Annotated in this window: 18 protein-coding genes; 10 read left to right on the top strand and 8 right to left on the bottom strand. The window is 70.2% G+C overall.

What is annotated here, in order from left to right:
- Positions 1-2: 2 nt before the first annotated feature.
- Positions 3-1,205 (bottom strand): trans-sulfuration enzyme family protein, encoded by a 1,203-nt coding sequence (locus NE358_RS13850; protein ID WP_289939423.1) that lies wholly within the window; start codon positions 1,203-1,205, stop codon positions 3-5.
- A 67-nt stretch (positions 1,206-1,272) separates the two neighbouring features.
- On the opposite strand from NE358_RS13850, the gene NE358_RS13845 reads away from it, so the two are divergent.
- Positions 1,273-2,787 carry an amino acid permease gene (locus NE358_RS13845; protein ID WP_499317967.1) on the top strand — a complete coding sequence of 505 codons (1,515 nt, stop codon included), beginning with the start codon at positions 1,273-1,275 and terminating at the stop codon, positions 2,785-2,787.
- Positions 2,788-2,905: 118 nt separating this feature from the next.
- Positions 2,906-4,228, top strand: coding sequence for a flavin monoamine oxidase family protein (locus NE358_RS13840; RefSeq protein WP_289939421.1), 1,323 nt, complete (start codon positions 2,906-2,908; stop codon positions 4,226-4,228).
- Between the two features lie 75 nt (positions 4,229-4,303).
- Here NE358_RS13840 and NE358_RS13835 read toward each other — a convergent pair whose 3' ends face one another.
- Positions 4,304-5,167: a sulfurtransferase gene (locus NE358_RS13835; RefSeq protein WP_116239308.1), complete on the bottom strand. Its 864-nt coding sequence runs from the start codon at positions 5,165-5,167 to the stop codon at positions 4,304-4,306.
- A 183-nt stretch (positions 5,168-5,350) separates the two neighbouring features.
- Between NE358_RS13835 and NE358_RS13830 the strand changes: the two genes are divergently transcribed.
- Entirely contained in the window at positions 5,351-6,319 is a 969-nt protein-coding gene (locus NE358_RS13830) for a GNAT family N-acetyltransferase (RefSeq protein WP_353853274.1), read from the top strand.
- 88 nt (positions 6,320-6,407) lie between these two features.
- Here the strand turns inward: NE358_RS13830 and NE358_RS13825 are convergent, their stop codons facing one another.
- From NE358_RS13825 to NE358_RS13810, 4 genes are all read right to left on the bottom strand, one after another.
- Positions 6,408-6,629 (bottom strand): hypothetical protein, encoded by a 222-nt coding sequence (locus tag NE358_RS13825; RefSeq protein ID WP_103205829.1) that lies wholly within the window; start codon positions 6,627-6,629, stop codon positions 6,408-6,410.
- 21 nt (positions 6,630-6,650) lie between these two features.
- Entirely contained in the window at positions 6,651-7,064 is a 414-nt protein-coding gene (locus NE358_RS13820; RefSeq protein WP_103206404.1) for a VOC family protein, read from the bottom strand.
- Between the two features lie 52 nt (positions 7,065-7,116).
- Positions 7,117-8,106 carry a DNA-3-methyladenine glycosylase family protein gene (locus tag NE358_RS13815; RefSeq protein WP_289939416.1) on the bottom strand — a complete coding sequence of 330 codons (990 nt, stop codon included), beginning with the start codon at positions 8,104-8,106 and terminating at the stop codon, positions 7,117-7,119.
- A gap of 72 nt (positions 8,107-8,178) precedes the next feature.
- The gene (locus NE358_RS13810; RefSeq protein WP_116239306.1) at positions 8,179-8,898 is read right to left on the bottom strand and encodes a winged helix-turn-helix domain-containing protein; all 720 of its coding nucleotides are present in this window, start codon (positions 8,896-8,898) and stop codon (positions 8,179-8,181) included.
- 435 nt (positions 8,899-9,333) lie between these two features.
- Between NE358_RS13810 and NE358_RS13805 the strand changes: the two genes are divergently transcribed.
- From NE358_RS13805 to NE358_RS13775, 7 genes are all read left to right on the top strand, one after another.
- Positions 9,334-9,633: a GNAT family N-acetyltransferase gene (locus tag NE358_RS13805; protein ID WP_116239305.1), complete on the top strand. Its 300-nt coding sequence runs from the start codon at positions 9,334-9,336 to the stop codon at positions 9,631-9,633.
- Between the two features lie 91 nt (positions 9,634-9,724).
- Positions 9,725-9,934: a hypothetical protein gene (locus tag NE358_RS13800; RefSeq protein ID WP_103205833.1), complete on the top strand. Its 210-nt coding sequence runs from the start codon at positions 9,725-9,727 to the stop codon at positions 9,932-9,934.
- A 1-nt stretch (position 9,935) separates the two neighbouring features.
- Positions 9,936-10,253, top strand: a complete 318-nt coding sequence (locus tag NE358_RS13795) for a hypothetical protein (protein WP_289939412.1) — start codon at positions 9,936-9,938, stop codon at positions 10,251-10,253.
- A gap of 118 nt (positions 10,254-10,371) precedes the next feature.
- Positions 10,372-11,526: an exonuclease SbcCD subunit D gene (locus tag NE358_RS13790; RefSeq protein WP_289939411.1), complete on the top strand. Its 1,155-nt coding sequence runs from the start codon at positions 10,372-10,374 to the stop codon at positions 11,524-11,526.
- Positions 11,523-14,615, top strand: coding sequence for an AAA family ATPase (locus tag NE358_RS13785; RefSeq protein WP_103205836.1), 3,093 nt, complete (start codon positions 11,523-11,525; stop codon positions 14,613-14,615). The genes NE358_RS13790 and NE358_RS13785 overlap by 4 nt, the downstream gene beginning before the upstream one ends.
- 84 nt (positions 14,616-14,699) lie before the next feature.
- Positions 14,700-14,882 carry a hypothetical protein gene (locus NE358_RS13780; protein ID WP_103205837.1) on the top strand — a complete coding sequence of 61 codons (183 nt, stop codon included), beginning with the start codon at positions 14,700-14,702 and terminating at the stop codon, positions 14,880-14,882.
- 79 nt (positions 14,883-14,961) lie between these two features.
- A complete protein-coding gene (locus NE358_RS13775; protein ID WP_246078262.1) occupies positions 14,962-16,464 on the top strand; it encodes an MFS transporter in 1,503 nt (500 codons plus the stop codon).
- A 24-nt stretch (positions 16,465-16,488) separates the two neighbouring features.
- Here the strand turns inward: NE358_RS13775 and NE358_RS13770 are convergent, their stop codons facing one another.
- Positions 16,489-17,046: a phosphorylase family protein gene (locus tag NE358_RS13770; protein WP_103206406.1), complete on the bottom strand. Its 558-nt coding sequence runs from the start codon at positions 17,044-17,046 to the stop codon at positions 16,489-16,491.
- Positions 17,047-17,205: 159 nt separating this feature from the next.
- Complete coding sequence (locus NE358_RS13765) at positions 17,206-18,150, bottom strand: aldo/keto reductase (protein WP_289939402.1); 945 nt, start codon at positions 18,148-18,150, stop codon at positions 17,206-17,208.
- Between the last annotated feature and the right edge of the window lie 63 nt (positions 18,151-18,213).

Genomic DNA, 18,213 nt, shown 5'->3' with positions numbered 1-18,213 from the left:
GCTCAGACCTCCGACGCCTCCAACGCCGCCGCGAGGTCGGCGAGGAGGTCGTCGGGATCTTCGAGCCCGACCGACAGGCGCAGGTGTCCGTACCGTCGGAACTCCTCCGGGTAGGTCGCCGTTCGCGGCCCGTCGGCGGCGGTGTGCACGATCAGGCTGTCGTCGTGCCCGAGCGAGAAGCCCGAGGTGATCAACCGCAGGTGCGCGACGAAGCGGTTCTGCGCCTCGGGACCGCCGTCGATGGCGAAGGCCAGCGTTCCGCCGTACCCCCGCCCGCCGAACTGGCGTCGCGCGATCCCATGCTCGCGATGGGACTCGAGCCCCGGGTAGGCGACGAACGCCACCCGCGGGTCGGCGTCGAGGAATGCGGCAACTCGCTCCGCCGACGAGAGGTGCTGGCGCAGGCGCAGGGGAAGCGTGACCGATCCGCGCTCGATCATCCACGCGTTGAAGGGCGAGATCACCCCGCCGACGTCGACCATCGCGTCGGCCTTGATCGGCTCGATCAGCTCGGACCTTCCGATCACCGCCCCGCCCATCGCATCGCCGTGTCCGTTGATGTATTTCGTCAGCGAGTGCACGACCAGGTCGGCGCCGTCCGCCAGCGGTTGGTAGAACGGCGGAGGGGTGAAGGTCGAATCCACCATGAGCAGGGCCCCGGCGGCATGGGTGATCTCGGCGACGGCCGCGACATCGGTCACCTTCGTCGTCGGGTTCGCGATCGCCTCGACGCACACGAGCCGTGTCTCGGGTCGCATGGCCGCGCGGACGGCATCCGGATCCGAGATGTCCACGAAGGTGGCCCGGATGCCGTAGCGCCGGGGGAGCAGCTCGGTCCACAGACGCCAGGTCGCTTCGTAGACGACATCGCTCACGACGACGTGATCGCCCGCGCTCACGTGCGTGAAGAAGACCGCGTGAAGCGCGGCGACGCCCGAGGCGAGGGCCACGGCCTCTTCGCCGCCCTCGAGGGCGGCGAGCTTGCGCTCCAGCGCGAGTTGGTTGACGCCCGTATTGCGCGTGTAGAGCCCGGGCGCGGTGGCCGACCAGCTGATCTCGCTCGGGTCCTCGGGTAGCTCGTACGAGTTCGACATGACCAGCGGCGTGCGCAACGCCCTCGTGCTGTCGAGCAGCTTGCCGCCGTGCACGGCGAGGCTCGCCTCGGCGAGGGTGCCGCTGTCGGTGCGGTCGGGGCGTTCGGCCATGACGGCGTCCTTCCTGTCGCACCTTCCGGACTCGGTGCGCGCGCCTCGATCAGCGTAGCCAGCGCTCATGAACTACTCTGACCTGCGGTCGCCCGAACGCGCGGGCTCGAGGACGAATGCGAGATCCCTCATGAACCGACCCTCGGGTCCCTCCGTCGAGACCGCCGGGTCGTCCGAGCCGCGGCAGCTCCGTCGGGCGATGAATGCTCGCCACCTCGTCATGATCGCCCTCGGCGGCGTCATCGGGTCGGGACTCTTCCTCAGCTCGGGGTACACGATCGCGCAGGCGGGTCCGCTCGGCGCCGTGCTCGCGTACCTGCTCGGTGCGTTCGTTGTGTGGCTGGTCATGGTGTGCCTGGGCGAGCTCGCGGTGACCTACCCCGTGTCGGGCTCGATCCACATCTACGCCGCGCGCACCATGGGGCCGGCGACCGGCTTCGCCACGGCCTGGCTGTACTGGCTGTGCTGGGTCGTGGCTCTCGGGTCGGAGTTCACGGCATCCGGGATCCTCATGCAGAGGTGGTTCCCGAACGTCGATGTGTGGGTGTGGTGCGTCGTCTTCGCCGCCATCCTGTTCACCCTCAACGCCATCTCGGCGCGGGTGTTCGGCGAGACCGAGTTCTGGTTCGCCCTCATCAAGGTGCTCGCGATCGTGGCGCTCATCGTCCTCGGCGGCATGGCCATCTTCGGCTTCACCCCTCTGTCGTCCGAGCCGCACGAAGCGGTGCTGTTGAGCAACTTCGTCACGCCCGAGGGGCTGCTGCCCGCCGGTCTGGGCGGCGTGCTCATCACCTCGCTCGCCGTCTTCTACGCCTTCAGCGGTGCCGAGATCGTCGGAGTCGCCGCCGGTGAGACGAAGGACCCCGCCCGCAACATCCCGCGGGCCCTGCGCTCGACGGTGCTCCGCCTGCTCGTGCTGTTCGTCGGGTCGATCGTCGTGATCGCCGCCCTGTTGCCGTACGACGAAGCCGGCGTCAGCGAGAGCCCCTTCGTCGAGGTTTTCGACATCGTCGGGGTGCCGTATGCCGCCGACATCATGAACTTCGTCGTCATCACCGCCCTGCTCTCGGTCGGCAACAGCGGCCTGTACTCCTGTGCGCGCATGCTGTTCTCGCTCGCCGAAGAGGGATATGCGCCGCGGGCGTTCACGAAGCTGACGCGCCGTGGCATCCCGATGGTGGCTCTGGTGGTCAGCCTCGCGATCGGCCTCGTCTCGCTCATCACGAGTGTCGTCGCAGCCGAGACGGTGTACATCGTGCTCGTGTCGATCGCCGGGTTCGCGGCCGTGGCGGTGTGGATGGCGATCGTCGCTGCGCAGTTCTTCCACCGGCGCGCGTTCCTGCGCGAGGGCGGCGACCTCTCGACCCTCGCCTACCGCACGCCGATGTATCCGCTCGTGCCGATCCTCGCATTCGTGCTGCTCACCGCGTCGATCGTGGCGATCGCGTTCGACCCGAACCAGGTCGCGGCGCTGTACTTCGGCATCCCGTTCGTGGGTCTGTGCTATCTGTTCTTCTGGTTGCGTTACGGCCGCCGGGGCCTCGCGCCCACGCGCCGCGACGAAGAAGCGCCCGTCGCCTGAGCCGAGAGGGGCTGTACACCGCGTCCAGTCCTGCCCCTCCCGAGCGCCGGGGTGGCGGATGCCCGGACCCCGCTGCCCGCAGTAGCGTCGCCGCAACACCGAGCACGCGGGAGGACCCATGGAAACCGTCGACACCGTCGTCGTCGGGGCGGGGGTGGCGGGACTCGCCGCCGCTCGCCTGATCGCGCGGGGCGGGCGCCGGGTCGTGGTGCTCGAAGCCCGCGACCGGGTGGGCGGACGCGTCTTCACCGATCGCTCCGGCGGGCACGTCACCGACCGCGGTGCCTCATGGATCCACGGCATCAACGACAGTCCGGTGGCCGCCGCGGCCCGCGCCTTCGGCATGCCCATGGTCGAGTTCACCGTCGGCGGGTACCAGCCCGACTCTCGGCCTCTTTCCTACTTCGACGCCCGTGGGCAGCGACTGGGCTCCGACGCGGTGCGGCAGTACGCCGCCGACATCCGCACGCTCAATGCGACGCTGACCGAGGTCATCGCCCGGGCCGAGCCCGAGGCGACCTACGCCGAAGCGGTCGAGCGCGCTCTCGCCGAGCAGGACTGGGATTCCGAGCGCGCGGAACGCGTGCGCGAGTACAACGACCGCCGGGCGCAGGAGCAGTACGGCATCGGCATGAGCGAGCTCGGGGCGCACGGCCTCGACGACGACACCGTCGACGGTGACGAGGTGGTCTTCCCTCGCGGCTATGACGAGCTCGCGACGAACCTCGCCGCGGGCCTCGACGTGCGTCTGGAGCACGTCGTCTCGCGCATCGAGCGCTCCAGCGCCGGTGTCGTCGTCGAGAGCGACCGCGGAACGTTCGCGGCGCGCGAGGTCGTGGTGACGGTCCCCGTCGGGATCCTCCATGCGGGCGATCTGTCGATCGAGCCCCCTCTTCCCGAGGCGCACCAGCGCGCCCTCGGTCTGCTTCGCATGAACGCGTTCGAGAAGGTCGTGCTGCGCTTCGCCGAACGATTCTGGGATGCCGGGGTCTACGGCATCCGTCAGCTCGGCGACGAGGGGGAGTGGTGGCACTCCTGGTACGACCTCGGACGACTCCACGACGAGCCGGCGCTACTCACCTTCGCGGCCGGCCCCGCCGCGGTCGCCACGCGCACCTGGAGCGATGAGCAGATCGTCGCCTCGACGCTGGCGCAGCTGCGGCGTCTGTACGGCCAGACCGTGCCCGAACCGACGAGTGCCGTCGTCACCCGCTGGCAGGACGACCCCTTCTCGCGCGGTTCCTATGCCTTCATGCTCCCCGGCTCCGTCGGTTCCGACCACGACGATCTTGCCGAGCCCGTCGACGGCGTCGTGCATCTCGCCGGGGAGGCGACGTGGGGAGACGACCCCGCGACGGTCCCCGGTGCCCTGCTCTCGGGGCACCGCGCGGCGCAGAACGTGCTCGGTGCGAAGATTCCGGTCAGCGACCTCTGGGCGTAGCCGCGGAGCCCGTGCCCCGGCAGGCTCAGCCGCCTTCGTGCAGTGCGGCCGCCGTGACGGAGCTGCGCGACCGCTCTAACGAGGCTCGGGCCCCGTCGCCACGGGCAGCTCGGGGTGGTTCGACCACTGACTCCACGAGCCCGGGAACAGTCGAGGCTCGAAGCCCGCGAGGCTGAGCGCAACGGCCTGGTGCGCCGCGGTGACCCCGGACCCGCAGTAGACGCCGACGCTCATGCCGTCCTCGGCGCCGAGCATGCGGAACCGCGACCGCAGGTCTTCGGGCGAACGGAACCGTCCGTCCTCGCTCGTGTTCTCGGTGGTCGGTGCGCTCACCGCTCCCGGGACGTGGCCTGCGCGCGGATCGATCGGCTCGGTCTCGCCGCGGTAGCGCTCGCCCGCCCGCGCGTCGAGCAGCAGTCCGTGTTCCGCGAATCCGGCGACGTCGTCGAGCGCGAGCGACGGGAGTGCCCCGTAGGAGAGTTCGACGGATCCGGGTGCCGGGGTCGCGGCATCCCCTTCCTCTGTCTCGTAACCCGCATCGATCCACGCGCGCAGGGCGCCGTCGAGCAGACGCACGTCGGCGAAGCCGGCAGAGCGCAGGAGCCACCAGGCCCGGGCGCTCGCCATGTTCTTCGCGTCGTCATAGACGATGACGGTATCGCCGGCGTCGATCCCCCATCGACGTGCCGTCGCCTGCAGATCGTCGATGGAGGGGAGCGGATGCCGACCTTCGGTGACGGGAGCGTCATGGTCGGCGAGGTCGTGATCGAGGGCGACGTACTGCGCCCCGGGGATGTGGCCCGAGCGGTAGTCCGGGCGCCCGTCGGGGCGGTCGAGGCGCCACCGCACGTCGAGCAGGCGGACCGGTCCGCCGTCGTCGTAGCGGCCGGTGGCGAGGGCGTCGTGCAACTCTTCGGCGGTGGTGAGGATCGAGGCCATGTGTCCAGTCTGTCCTCTCGGCCCGAGCAGCCAAGACACGGGGGCGGTCGCCGGCTCCGTCAGCATCTTCGGTAGGTCGCCCATCGGCGGCATCCACCGGTCCCACGTGTTGGTCGTCGGGGCCTTCCGCGAGCAGGCGCGGGCCGAGAGCGAGCCCAGGGGGCAGCGTTGTACGGTCGAAGGATGCCCGTCTCCGTGCACCGTTCGCCCGTCGCCGACATCGCCCCGCTCACGCTCTACCGCATCCTCTGGATGCGCGTGGCCGTCTTCGTCGTCGAGCAAGAGGCCGCCTACCCCGAGATCGACGGGCGAGACATCGAACCCGGCGCCGAGTTGCTCTGGGCCGCAGACGGCGACGACGTCCTCGCGACGCTCCGTGTGCTCCGCGAGCCCGCCAACACGCGCATCGGTCGCGTCGCCACCGCCCCCGAAGCTCGAGGCCGCGGCATCGCCGCCCAGCTCATGCGAGCGGCGATCGAGGTGCTGGATGCCGAGGCCCCCGGCATCCCGATCCTGCTGGATGCCCAGGCCCACCTCGCTCCCTGGTACGGGCGGTTCGGCTTCGTCGTGTCGGGCGCGCCCTTCGCCGAGGACGGGATCCCGCACGTGCCGATGCGGCGCACGCACCTCGCCACCGAGCGTCTGGTCTTGCGCGAGTGGACGCGCTCCGACGACGATCGCGCCTTCCTCTTCGACATGTACCGTCGTTCCCAGGTGCGGCGGTATCTCGCCAACGGTCAGGTCATGACGGATCCCGCCGAGGTCGACGTCCTGCTCGACCGCTGGCAGGGGATGGGCGCGGGGATTCTCGGCGTGCGCGCCGTCGAAACCGCCGACGGGAAGCGGATCGGTTCGGTGCTGCTCAAGCGCATCCCGTGGTCGGAGGCCGTCGCGACCGGTCGCGACGAGGAGATCGAGCTCGGCTGGCACTTTCACCCCGATGCCTGGGGACACGGGTACGCGACCGAGGCGGCATCCGCGGTGCTCTCCCTGGCCCATCGGCACGGCATCGATCGCGTCGTCGCCGTGACCAACCCGGCGAACACCGCCTCCGGTGGCGTGGCGGGGCGCATCGGAATGTCTGCCGCGGGCCTTACGAGGGACTACTACGACGCGGAGTGCGAACTGTACGTCGCCGATGGGCGCGCCTAGGGGCCGTCCGTGCGATCCGGGCGGCATCCACCGGTCGCGGTCCACGGCGACGGGTCGGGCCCGCCGGCGCCGTGCTCGCGTTGCGTCGTCAGAGGTGGATGCCGTTGTCTTCGTCGTTGACGCCGACGTTGCGGCCGCGGCTCGATTCGTAAGCGATCAGCCATCCCACCGACACCGCGGCGGCGATGACGATGCCGAGCCAAACGTTCTGCCACACCAGTCCGAAGAGCACGCCGAGCCCGAGGAGCAGCAGACTCCCGAGCACCCAGTAGGTGCGCCCTCGCGGCCAGCCGGTTCCCGTCTGCGTCATGCGCCCAGCCTAGGGGAGTGCTCAGTCGCCCTCGCCGACGGCGACCATCCACGCGACGCCGAAGCGATCGACGAGCGTCCCGTAGAGCCCGCCCCACGGCGGCACGTCGACCGGCATGTCGATCCGGCCGCCCGCCGCGAGAGCGTCGAACCATTCGCGCAGCGTGTCCTCCTCGTCGCCGGTGAGCGCCAGAGAGAAGCCGCCGACGGGGGAGACATCCATCCCCGAGGGCGTGTCAGAGGCCATGAGGACGAAACCCCGGGGCGTCCGCAGTCGCGCGTGCATCACGAGATGCCCCTCGCCCTCGACGACGGGCATCTGGAAGTCGTCGAAGCTCGCGACGTCGAGTTCGCCCCCGAAGACCGAATGGTAGAACTCCATCGCCTCGCGCGTGCAGGAGCGGAACTGCAGGTATGCCACCAGTGCGGTTGTCATGCCGCCAGTGTGCACCGTCGAGCCGAGACTGTCACCGGCACGGTGAGCTCGCTCAGCGGTCTCGGTGGTCTTCGGGATGGAGTCGGGGGCCGCGGCGCGGCTCGAGTGCGGAGCCGGCGTAGATGAGACGGATGACGCGCTGGCGGTGTCCAGAGAAGGGCTCGAGCAACTCGAGCATGCCGTCATCATCGGTACGGTGCCCGGTGAGCGCGAAACCGACTTGGTGAGCGAGGTGGTAGTCGCCGACGCTCACGGCATCCGGATCGCCGAAAGCGCGGATGCGCGTCTCGGCACTCGTCCAGATGCCCACGCCGCGGAGGCTGATGAAGACGCGGTCGCGGGCCTCGCCGTCGGCGGCCGTGCTCGCCGCGCGCACGATCGAGGCGCCTCGACGGGACGTCTCGACGATCGTGCGGGACTGCGGCGGCTCGAGACCTGCGCGATGCCACGCCCACGAGGGGATGAGACGCCAGCCGTCGACGGTCGGTGGGGCGAACATCGGGCGCGGGGTCGGCCCGGGTGCGCGCTCGCCGTACCAGGTGACGATGCTCCGCCACGCGGAGAAGGCCTGCATGCTCGTGACCTTCTGCTCCATGATCGCGCTGACGAGCGCGTCGAAGACGAGGTCGGTGCGGCCGATGCGCAGGTCGGGGTGCCGGCGGTGCCACTCGGAGACGGAGGGATGCCGCGACGCGTCGAAGCCGTCCGTATCGTCATCGCGGCCGCACAAGGCCGGCACCTGGTCGAGGGCCCACTCGGCGCCCGGTCCCCAGGCCGCGGCCCGGACGGTACCGGCCGCGCTCTGTCTCAGGGCGAGGGTCGCGACGCCCAGCGGGGTGCGGCTGGCCCGCCAGACGATGCCTCCCGCCGACAGGGGCGCCGACACGGTGAATGTCGGGTCGTTGCGGCCGTGCCGCTGAGCGAGGACGGCACGACCGACGTCCGTGGCAACCGTCGGTCGGTACTCGGACTCCATCGGCTTCTCGACCGAGGCGGCGAGCTCGCGCGGTATCTGCCGCGCGCGCACCCCGGTCGATCTCATGCCGACACCCTACGTCGCCCCACCGACAACGCGGCATCCGGGGCGATCGCGGCCGATCGGTCGAGCCGCCGCTCAGAAGCGGTCGGGCGAAGGGGTTCCGTGGCCGTAGCGGATCGACACGTCGGCGTGACGGTCGAAGCGATACCCGACGCCGCGCACGGTGCGCACGATGTCCTCGTACACGCCGAGCTTCGCCCGCAGACGGCGCACGTGCACGTCGATGGTGCGCTCACCCGGGGCTTCGTCGTCGGTCGAGCCCTCCCAGAGTGATGCCACGAGCTCGGTGCGCTCGATCGTGCGACCCTCACGGAGCACGAGGTACTGCAGCAGCTCGAATTCCTTGAACGTGAAGGCGGCCGATTCGCCGTCGATGAGGACGCGCTTGCGTGAGATGTCGACCACGACACCGCCGGGCGCGCGATCTTCCTCAGCGGGCTCGTCCTTCGTGCGGGCGACGGCGGACGGCTCGTGCAGCGCGAGGCGCACGACATCGACATCGCGGCCGCCTGAGCCGACGGGGGCGAGGGCGACGGTGGCGTAGGTCTCGGCGGCAGGGGCCAATTCGCCGAGGGTGCGGCGCAGAGCCTCGACGAGAGTGCCGAGGCTGACGCCCGCGGCGGCGGCCTTGGCCTCGTCGATGCCGACGTAGAGGGCGAATCCGCGCGGGGCGGTCGTCGCGGGCGCGGCAGGACGTGCCGCGGGGGCGGCGCTCGTCACTCCCGCCGTGGCGCGGGGAGTGGCGGGACGGACGGCGGTGGTCGCGGGGCGGTCGAGAACGGCGGAGATCGACATGAGGAGAAAGTCCTTGGGTGTGTGAACCCGGGCGTCAACGAGAGCGGGGTTCGACGGGAGGTAGAGGCCGAGGGGCCGGAGTGCGGTTGTCGGGGTACGCGTGATCGACGCGGACGTCAGACGACCGGAGACGACGTCGGTGTTCAGAAACCGAGGTGGTCCGAGCGAGGGTCGCTGTTAGCGGCACATTCGACAACACATCGCAACGCGGCCGGGCATCATCATGCCGGCAGTCCTGTTCGCCTCCCGGGCGGACAGAGAACGCGCGTTGAGAGTCATGGGGGGATTATGACGCAGGACGTCGGACTTCGTCAAATCGCACGAGGTGCTCGAGTATGGAGCATCCTGCTCAGATCGGGTGGCTTCCTGGGGCCTCGGACCGTGCAATCTGCGCGAACAGAGCCAGGGGGTCGTCATCGGCGTAGCCTCTCGACCATGGCCGATCTGCTTTTCGCCGACGATAAGACCGCGTCCCGCTACACCCTGCACAACGGAGACGACCTCGTCTCCGTGCTCGACTACCGCGACGACGGACGCACCGTCGCTCTCACGCGCGCGTTCACCATCCCCACCTTCCGCGGCCACGGGTACGCGGCCGTGATCACCGAGCGGGCGGTCGATGCGATCGAGGCGGCGGGCGACCGTGAGATCTTGCCCGTCTGCTGGTACGTGGGGGAGTGGTTCGAGTCGCACCCCGAGCGCGCGGGCCTGCTGCACCAGCGCCCCGCGGGCTGAGTCCGGCGCCTACGCAGCCCGTGAGCGGTCGTCAACCCCTGCCGGGTCGGATGCCGGTGAGACGAAGCTGTACCCGGAGAAAGGGGAAGTCATGACAGACGACCGCGACCTGCCCGAGGGCGTCATCGACGCCGACCCCGCCGGTGGCTGGGAGAGTGGCGCCGTCGCAGACGGCGAGACCGCAGAACAGAACGAGCACGCGAAGGGCTCGCCGCGACTGAACGACGCGGAGCCCTCGGACCCCATCGAGGGGGATGCCGCCAGCCAGGGCATCGACCCCGATCTGAGCACGGAGGACTGACATGTCGGATGACACCCGGGCGCCCCAGCCCAGCAACGGCCCCGGCGGCGGCGCCGACGCGGCGGACTCGGTGGGCGGCGCTGTCCACCAGGACCGTAAGCTCTCGCACCCCGACGAGCAGTCGGAACCGGCGATGGACATGCATGCGACCGACGACACTGCCCGTATCCAGGGCGTCGTCGTGCAGACGCGTGCCGACGTCGGAGACAAGAGCGAGGAGCGGATCGCCGACGTGCTGCGCCAGCGCTTCCTCGACATCGGTCTCGACCTGGGCGACGACCGTATCCGGGCACTGGCCGCCGAGGTCGCCGGCTCCTGACCCAGCGGTAGCGCCTCGCCCCGGGAACACCCGGCGGTGGGGCGTTTTCGCGTCTGCGGGGAGCGTGGTCGGGCGTTTGCTGCGAGCCGATGTCGGAGGGGCGACGTACCGTGTCTGCATGCGGATCCTGCACACCTCCGACTGGCACATCGGGCGCTCCTTCCACGGGCACTCGACGCTCGACGCACTGGGCAGCGTCCTCGAAGCCCTCGTCACGCAGGTCCGCGAGCATGCGGTCGACGTGGTGATCGTCGCGGGCGACGTCTTCGACTCCGCTGCCCCCTCCGCGGCCTGCTACCCGGTCCTCTCGTCCACTTTGGCGGCGCTCGCCGATGCCGGCGCACGGGTCGTCGTCACGAGCGGCAACCACGATTCCGCCGCCCGCCTCGGTTTCCAGTCCGCTCTCCTTCGGAAGGAGATCACGGTCGTCACCGATCCCCGTTCCGTCGGCACCCCGGTGACCGTCGACGACGAGGACGGTCCCGTGCACATCTACGGCATCCCGTACCTCGAGCCCGCCATCGTTCGCCACCTCTGGGACGGCGTCGAGCTGCGCAGCCAGGCGCAGACGATGCAGCACGCGCTCGACCTCGTCCGCGCCGACCTCGGCGAACGCGGCGGGCGTTCGGTGGTCGCGGCGCACTGCTTCGCCGCGGGGGTCGATGCCACCCCGGGAGTCGAACGCGAGATCCGACAGGGCGGCCTCGACGTCGTCCCGCTCCCCGCGTTCGACGGGCCCGACTACGTCGCCCTCGGCCACATCCACGGTCGTCAGCAGTTGTCCGATCGCGTCCGTTACGCCGGCGCCCCGGTGCACTACAGCTTCGGCGAGGCAGGAAAACCCCGTGGTTCGTGGCTGGTCGACCTCGACGCCGAGGGGCTGGCCGACGTGACCTGGCTCGATCTGCCGGTGCCCCGTCCGCTCGTGACGCTTCGCGCCCGCCTCGACGAGCTGCTCACCGACGAGCGCTTCGCAGGCCACGACGAGCACTGGGTGCGCGCCGAGTACACCGATTCCACGCCTCAGCCCGATCCGATGCGGCGACTGCAGTCGCGCTTCCCCTGGTGCGCGACGGTGGTCCATCTGCCCGCCGAGACGCAAGCCGACGACGGCGCCGGGTACGCGGGACGTGTGCGCGCCGCACGCGACGACGCCGAGATCGTCGATACGTTCCTTGCTCACGTCCGTGAAGGAGAGGGGGCGTCCGAAGCCGAACGTGCGCTCATCCGTGACGTGCTCGACGCGCGGTCCGTCGCGGAGGCGAACGCATGAAACTCCACAGCCTCGTCCTCGAAGGGTTCGGTCCGTTCCTCGAGGCGCAGACGGTCGACTTCGACGCGTTCACGCCAGACGGCATCTTCCTCATCACGGGGCGCACGGGCGCCGGTAAATCGAGCGTGCTCGACGGTGTCTGCTACGCCCTCTACGGAGGCGTGCCGCGATACGACGGCGCCGACCGCCGGTTGCGCAGCGACCACTGCGGACCCGACGACCCCACGCGCGTCACGCTCGAGTTCAGCGCGGAGGGGGAGCGGTGGCGCATCACCCGCTCGCCCGAGTTCGAACGTCCGAAACGGCGCGGTGGGGGGACGACGAAGGAACCGCACCGCGCCCTCCTCGAGATCCTCGCCCCCGAGGGCTGGACCGGAGTGGCCGCACGGCCCGTCGACGTCGCCGCGCGCCTCGACGAGATCCTGGGCCTGACCCAGCAGCAGTTCCTGCAGGTCATCCTGCTCGCGCAAAACCGGTTCGCACGGTTCCTGCTCGCCAAGAACGACGAGCGCCTGAGCCTGCTGCGAACGCTGTTCGGGACGCGCTCCTTCGAGCAGTACGCGGCCGACCTCGACGAGCGTCGCAAGAGCGCGGCGCAACGTCTCGCTGCCGAGGGCGTCGAGGTGACGACGCTTCTCGACGAGGCGGAGCGTCTTGCCGGCGAACTCGATCCCGAAGACGACCTCGCCGCCGCCGAGGTCGTCGAGACCCCGGCAGGTGCACCCGTCAGCGTGAGCGAACGGCTGGCCCTCGTCGTTCGAGCCGTGGAACGCGCCGACTATCGCGTCGAGACCGCCGCGCGAGAGCGCGACGACAGCGATGCGCGACTCGATCGGGCCCTGGCCGCTCAGCGGGAAGCGGCCACGCTCCATGAACGCCAGCAGGATCGATCGCGACTGCGGGACCGTCTGGCGGTTCTCGAGGCGGACGATGCGCGCATCACCGCCGCGCGCGAGGAGTCGCGCTGCGCGGCCGAGGCCGAGACGATGCGGGCCGCGATCGATGCGGCCGAGATCGCACGGAAGGCGCTCGCATCCGCCGTGGACGCCGCCGACACGGCGAAAGAGAAGGCCGGTCTGCTCGGGGAACCGCGTAGCGCGGGCGCCGCCGTCGGACCCTCGACGGACACGACGGCGAACCCCGCCCCTCCCGGCGGAGCCGCCCTCGATCGGGCCGTTCTCGTCGCCCGCGACGACGAGCTCACCGCGCTGCTCGCGCGGGGACAGTCCGCCCTGAGCGCCGAAGCCGAGCTCGACGTCCTCGAGGCTGAGCTCGATCGGCTCACGACCCTGGTCGCCCGGACCGCCGCCGATCGCGATGCTCTCGTCGAGGGACGAGCCGAGGTTCCCGAGGCCCTGCGTGCTCTCGACGAGCGCCTCGAACAGCTCGCCGGCGCCGAGACCCGCAAGACCACCGCGACGAGCGCACGCGACGACCTGGTTCGCCGCGTGCAGGCCGCGCGCCGTGCGGCGCAGCTGCAAGACGAACGCGATCAGGCCGATCTCGCATCCCTGGTGCGCGCCGACGAGGTACAGCGCGCCGTCGACTCGTGGACCAGCCTCCTGCGTCGCCGACTCGCAGGCGCGGCCGTCGAGCTGGCCCATGACCTCGTCGACGGAGAGCCGTGTGCCGTGTGCGGTGCACGGGAGCACCCCGCTCCCGCTCGCGGCGACGAAGAGCCCGTGACCGATGACGAGATCACCGCCGCAGAAGACCGCAAGAACGCGGCGGTCGAGCAGGACCGACTCGCCTCCGACGCTGCTCGCGTCGCGCGTGACGCTCACGCGCTCGCCGCAGCCCTGGCGGGGGGAGAAAGCGTCGAAGCCCTCGAGGAGAGGTTGGCTCAGGCCGATGAGGCGCTCGCGGCGGCCTCGGCCGAGGTCGCCGAGCGCGAGAGCCTCCACGCGGAACGGGCGCGCGTGGCCGACCTCGATGCGGCGGTCGCCTCGCGTATCGACGCATTTACGAGCAGGCTCGCGAGCACGCGACAGGATCTCGCTCTGGCCGAGCAGAGGGTGACGGGTCTGCGTAGCGAGGTGACCGCCGCGCGGGGAGACTTCGACAGCGTGACCGCTCGCCAGAGCGATCTGCGTTCCCGGCGAGATGCGGTGCGCGAGCTGGTCGCGGCAAGAGACGCGGTCGAGGCGGCGGCCGCGCACGAGCTCGAGGCGGCGGACACCGTCGCGTCGCGCGTGGGCGAGAGCTCCTTCGCCGACGTCGACGCCGTGATCCGGGCGCTCCGGCCGGCAGCCGATCGCCGTCGCCTCGATACCGCCATCGCCGAACACGATGCGGCGAGAGCCTCGGTTCGCCAACGGCTGCTCGAGCTCGAGCTCCTCCTCGTCGATGCACCCGATGACCCCGTCGACCCCGCCCCGTACGCCGAGGCCGTCGCCCGCGCCCGCGAGGTCGTCCAGCAGACCACCGCTGCGCATTCGTCCGCTCGGGTTCTCGCGGATCGGCTGAGAGGGCTCGCCCAGCGCGCCGACGACGCTCACGCGGCTGTGGCGGCGCTTTCCGACGAGCACGCCGTCATCGCTCGACTTGCCGATACCGTCGCCGGGCGTGCGCCGAACACACGTCGCATGACCCTCGAGACCTTCGTGCTCGCCGCCGAGCTCGAAGAGATCGTGGCAGCGGCCAACCTGCGCCTCGACGACATGTCGTCCGGTCGCTACCGTCTTCAGCACACCGACGCCCTGGCCGCCCGCGGAGCGGCGAGCGGACTCGGGCTGGAGGTGGTCGACGCGTTCACGGGGCAGAGCCGGCCCCCGCAGTCGCTGTCGGGCGGTGAGACGTTCCTCACCTCCCTCGCGCTGGCCCTCGGCCTCGCCGAGGTGGTGACGGCGCGAGCGGGCGGCATCCGGCTCGATACGCTCTTCATCGACGAGGGCTTCGGCTCGCTCGACGACGACACGCTCGACCTCGCCATGCGGACTCTCGACGAACTGCGGCAGGGTGGGCGAACGGTCGGCGTCATCAGCCACGTCGCGGCGATGAAAGACCAGCTCCCCGCGCAGCTGCACGTCACGGCCACGCCCAGGGGACCGAGCGTGATCCGACAGGACGCCCCGGCGCTGATGGCCTGAGAGGGGCCGCTTCGCCGGACGGCAGGCCCAGGGGGAGAAGCCCGGGCCGGGTCATCTGCCAGCCTTCCGCTCTAGGCTGGGCATATGCGCAAGAGCACCCTGTGGACCATCCTCGGCGTCGTCGTCGCCGTGATCATCGCGTGGGTTCTGGTGAACATCCTGTTCTCGCTCATCGCGTTCGTCTTCCGCCTCCTCGCCGTCGCGGTCGTCGCGCTCATCGTCTTCTTCGTGCTGCGCGCGGTCTTCGCGCGCCGAGACGCCGACTGACGCGTTCGTCCCGAGGTCATCGCGCCCCGCCGCGCAACCCCGGATCGGGTGTCCGAGCCCCGGAGTACCGTCGGCAGCGATGACTCCTCCATCTTCCGCGCCCACGGATTCCGCCCATCCCCCCACCCGCGACATTGTGCTGTCACCGAAGCACCGGTGGCGCGCCTACTGGGTGGCGGTCGCGGTCGCCGCGTTGACGATCCTCGACCTCACCAAGGTCAACGTCGCGCTCCCCTCGATCGAGGCGGCGCTGAATGCCGGTCCGACCGAGCTGCAGCTCGTGGTCTCGGGATACATCCTCACCTTCGGGCTGGTGCTCGTCCCGGCCGGACGCTTGGGAGATCTCCGTTCGCGACGCATGCTGTTCCTCGTCGGGCTCTCGCTGTTCCTCGTCACGAGCCTGGCGTGCGCTCTCGCCCCGAACACGACCGTGCTCCTCGTCGCGCGCCTGCTGCAGGGCGTCGCCGCCGGCATTCAGATGCCTCAGGTTCTCGGTCTCGTGCAGCAGCTGTTCCAGGGCAAGGAGCGAGGCCGCGCGTTCGGCCTGTTCGGTGCGACGATCGGCATCGCGACGGCCTTCGGCCCCACACTGGGCGGTCTGCTCATCGCCCTGGGCGGAGACACCGACGGCTGGCGCCTCATCTTCTGGATCAACGTCCCGCTCGTCGCCATCGTCATCGCCCTGGCGGCGTGGCTGTTACCCGACACGCGGACCAGGTCGCACCGCAAGCTCGATCTCGATCCGGTCGGTGTGGTGCTCTTCGCGCTGACGATCCTGTCGCTCATGTGGCCGTTCCTGTTCACCACGGGGAGCCCGGACGACAACCCGCACCGTTGGTGGTTCCTGGTGGCGTCCGTGATCTTCGCCGCGGGGTTCGTGTTCTGGGAGCGCCGCTATGCAGAGCGGGGACGGATGCCGCTCATGCCGTTCGCGATCTTCTCGTTCTCGTCGTATCGCAACGGCGTGCTCATCTCGACCGCTTATTTCTCCGCGGTCCCCGCCATGTTCCTGCTCGGGACGCTCTTCCTGCAGGGCGGTCTGGGCCTCGAGCCGGTGTTCGCCGGGATGGTCACGATCGGTTTCGCCGTCGCATCCGCGTGGAGTTCGTGGATCGGCGGAAACCTCGTCACCAGACTCGGGCGCCCGCTGGTGGTCTGGGGCATTGTGGGCATGGTCGTCACCGCCGGGGGCCTCGTCCTGGCCGCTCTCTTCACGCCCCCGGAATGGACCCCGTGGGCGATGGCCGCCGTCATGACCTTCGGCGGCTTTGCGGGCGGTCTCGTCATCTCGCCCAACCAGACGCTCACCCTCGCCGAGATCCCCGTGAAGAGCGGCGGTGTCGCGGGATCCGTGGGGCAACTGGGGCAACGCATCGGCACCGCGGTCGGCACGGCCATCGCCCTCGCTCTGTTCTATGCGACGGTCTATCGCGAGCAGGCCAGCGTCGACGACGCGGCCGTGCTCTACCACGATGCCTACGCGTCGGGCATGATCACGGTGGGCATCTTCCTCGCGCTCGCGCTCGTCGTCGGCGTCACCGATCTCGCGGGTCGCGCGCGATCGGGGTCGCAGACACCCTAGGCGCGCGCGATCCCCGGAGCGGAATCAGACGCCGTAGCGGGCGCGGATTTCGGCGCGCAACTCGTGGCTGCACCGTTCGACGACGTCGTCCCACAGTTCGGTGGCGCCGTCCTGTGCCCGGTCCGAGACGGCGCGCAGGATGCGGATGGGCACGCCGAACTGCTGCGCGACCCAGATCAACGCGTACGACTCCATGTCGACCAGGCGGGCACCGAGGCCGCGAATGAGGCGCACGGCTTCTGCGTCGTCGACGAAGTGGTCTCCGGTCGCGATGACCATGCCTTCGGAGCCGGTCTCGACGCGGGACGGAAGCGACACATGCTCTCCGAATGTGCCGTCCAGGCCCTTCACGTCGTGCTGGATCGCTGCAGCGATGTCGTAGATACCGCCCTCGACGTCATCGTCGATCGCTCCCGCCGTGCCGACGACAACGATTTCGTCGTAGTCTCCCTCGCACAGAGCCCGCGTCAGCGCGTAGGCGGCGGGGATCTTTCCGACGCCGGTGAGCAGACGCTCGAAACCGGGGATCTCCGCCTCGAAGGCGATCAGTTCGGACGCATGGGCGGCAACGAGGAGCTTCACGTCCTCATTCTCGCCCACTGCGGGTGTCGACGCAGCGAGTCCCACCGCGAGGAACGCCCGCCGTAGGGGGGGAACACGCTGCACGCGGATCCCCGTACGGCGGGCGTTCCTAGGTCGAGGGAGCAAAGGCGTGGGCTGTACCCGCGCATCCCGCCCTCCTCAGCCCTGGGCGGCCTCCGACACCGACGACAGGTGCGCGACCTCGTCGGCCGTCAGCTCGAGAGAGGCGCTGGCGAGAAGGTCCGCGACCTGCTCCACCTTCGAGGCGCTCGCGATGGGAGCGGCGACGGTCGGCTGGGCACGCAGCCACGCGAGGGCCGTGGTCGCGATTGAGGCACCGTGCGCGTCGCCGACCTCTTCGAGCGCGTCGATCAGCGCCAGTCCGGCCGGAGTGGCCAGCTTCGCGGCGCCTTCCGCCCGGGGCGAGGTGCCGGTGGCATCCGACGAACGGTACTTGCCGGTGAGGAATCCGCTCGCGAGCGCGTAATAGGGCACGAGTGACATGCCGTGCTGCTCGGCCACGGGCACGATCTCGCTCTCGACCTCGGTGCGGTGCACGAGGTTGTAGTGCGGCTGGACAGCGACCGGGAGGTCGGCTCCCGATGCTTCGGCCAACGAGATCCACTCGCGGATGCGCGCCGCGGTGTAGTTCGATACCGCCACGTACCGCACGAGTCCGTCGCGCACGAGGTCGGCGAAACCGGCGACGGTCTCTTCGAGAGGCGTCTCCGCGTCGTCGAAGTGGGCGTAGTACAGGTCGATCGAGTCGACGCCGAGACGCGTGAGCGAGGCTTCCGCGGCGGCGCGGATGTTCGTCGCGCTCAGCCCACGGAACTCGGGGTGCTGGCTGACCTTCGTGGCCACGACGACGTTCTCGGGCTTGCGGGAGGCCAGCCACTCGCCGATGAGGGTCTCGCTCTCACCGCCCGAGTTGCCGGGCACCCAGGCGCTGTACGCGTCGGCGGTGTCGATGAAGTTCCCGCCCCCGGAGTGGAAGGCGTCGAGAACCGCGAACGAGGTCTCGCGGTCGGCGGTCCAGCCGAAGACGTTGCCGCCCAGGGAGAGGGGGAGGATGTCGAGGTCGCTGCGTCCGATACGCGTCATGATGCCCTTCCTATCGAAATCGTTGACGTGAGGGTCAACGACGACGACTCGAGGACATTCCCG

This window comes from Sphingomonas sp. G5 (genome assembly GCF_052660795.1).
This window is presented reverse-complemented; position numbering and strand designations above follow the sequence as displayed.

Excerpts from the sequence above, each read along its gene's own strand:
- NE358_RS13780 (WP_103205837.1), top strand. The coding sequence starts at position 14,700 with ATGCGCAAGAGCACCCTGTGGACCATCCTCGGCGTCGTCGTCGCCGTG.
- NE358_RS13785 (WP_103205836.1), top strand. The coding sequence starts at position 11,523 with ATGAAACTCCACAGCCTCGTCCTCGAAGGGTTCGGTCCGTTCCTCGAG.
- NE358_RS13775 (WP_246078262.1), top strand. The coding sequence starts at position 14,962 with ATGACTCCTCCATCTTCCGCGCCCACGGATTCCGCCCATCCCCCCACC.
- NE358_RS13850 (WP_289939423.1), bottom strand. The coding sequence starts at position 1,205 with ATGGCCGAACGCCCCGACCGCACCGACAGCGGCACCCTCGCCGAGGCG.
- NE358_RS13765 (WP_289939402.1), bottom strand. The coding sequence starts at position 18,150 with ATGACGCGTATCGGACGCAGCGACCTCGACATCCTCCCCCTCTCCCTG.
- NE358_RS13800 (WP_103205833.1), top strand. The coding sequence starts at position 9,725 with ATGACAGACGACCGCGACCTGCCCGAGGGCGTCATCGACGCCGACCCC.
- NE358_RS13820 (WP_103206404.1), bottom strand. The coding sequence starts at position 7,064 with ATGACAACCGCACTGGTGGCATACCTGCAGTTCCGCTCCTGCACGCGC.
- NE358_RS13805 (WP_116239305.1), top strand. The coding sequence starts at position 9,334 with ATGGCCGATCTGCTTTTCGCCGACGATAAGACCGCGTCCCGCTACACC.
- NE358_RS13790 (WP_289939411.1), top strand. The coding sequence starts at position 10,372 with ATGCGGATCCTGCACACCTCCGACTGGCACATCGGGCGCTCCTTCCAC.
- NE358_RS13815 (WP_289939416.1), bottom strand. The coding sequence starts at position 8,106 with ATGAGATCGACCGGGGTGCGCGCGCGGCAGATACCGCGCGAGCTCGCC.
- NE358_RS13795 (WP_289939412.1), top strand. The coding sequence starts at position 9,936 with ATGTCGGATGACACCCGGGCGCCCCAGCCCAGCAACGGCCCCGGCGGC.
- NE358_RS13810 (WP_116239306.1), bottom strand. The coding sequence starts at position 8,898 with ATGTCGATCTCCGCCGTTCTCGACCGCCCCGCGACCACCGCCGTCCGT.
- NE358_RS13845 (WP_499317967.1), top strand. The coding sequence starts at position 1,273 with ATGAACTACTCTGACCTGCGGTCGCCCGAACGCGCGGGCTCGAGGACG.
- NE358_RS13825 (WP_103205829.1), bottom strand. The coding sequence starts at position 6,629 with ATGACGCAGACGGGAACCGGCTGGCCGCGAGGGCGCACCTACTGGGTG.
- NE358_RS13830 (WP_353853274.1), top strand. The coding sequence starts at position 5,351 with ATGCCCGTCTCCGTGCACCGTTCGCCCGTCGCCGACATCGCCCCGCTC.
- NE358_RS13835 (WP_116239308.1), bottom strand. The coding sequence starts at position 5,167 with ATGGCCTCGATCCTCACCACCGCCGAAGAGTTGCACGACGCCCTCGCC.
- NE358_RS13840 (WP_289939421.1), top strand. The coding sequence starts at position 2,906 with ATGGAAACCGTCGACACCGTCGTCGTCGGGGCGGGGGTGGCGGGACTC.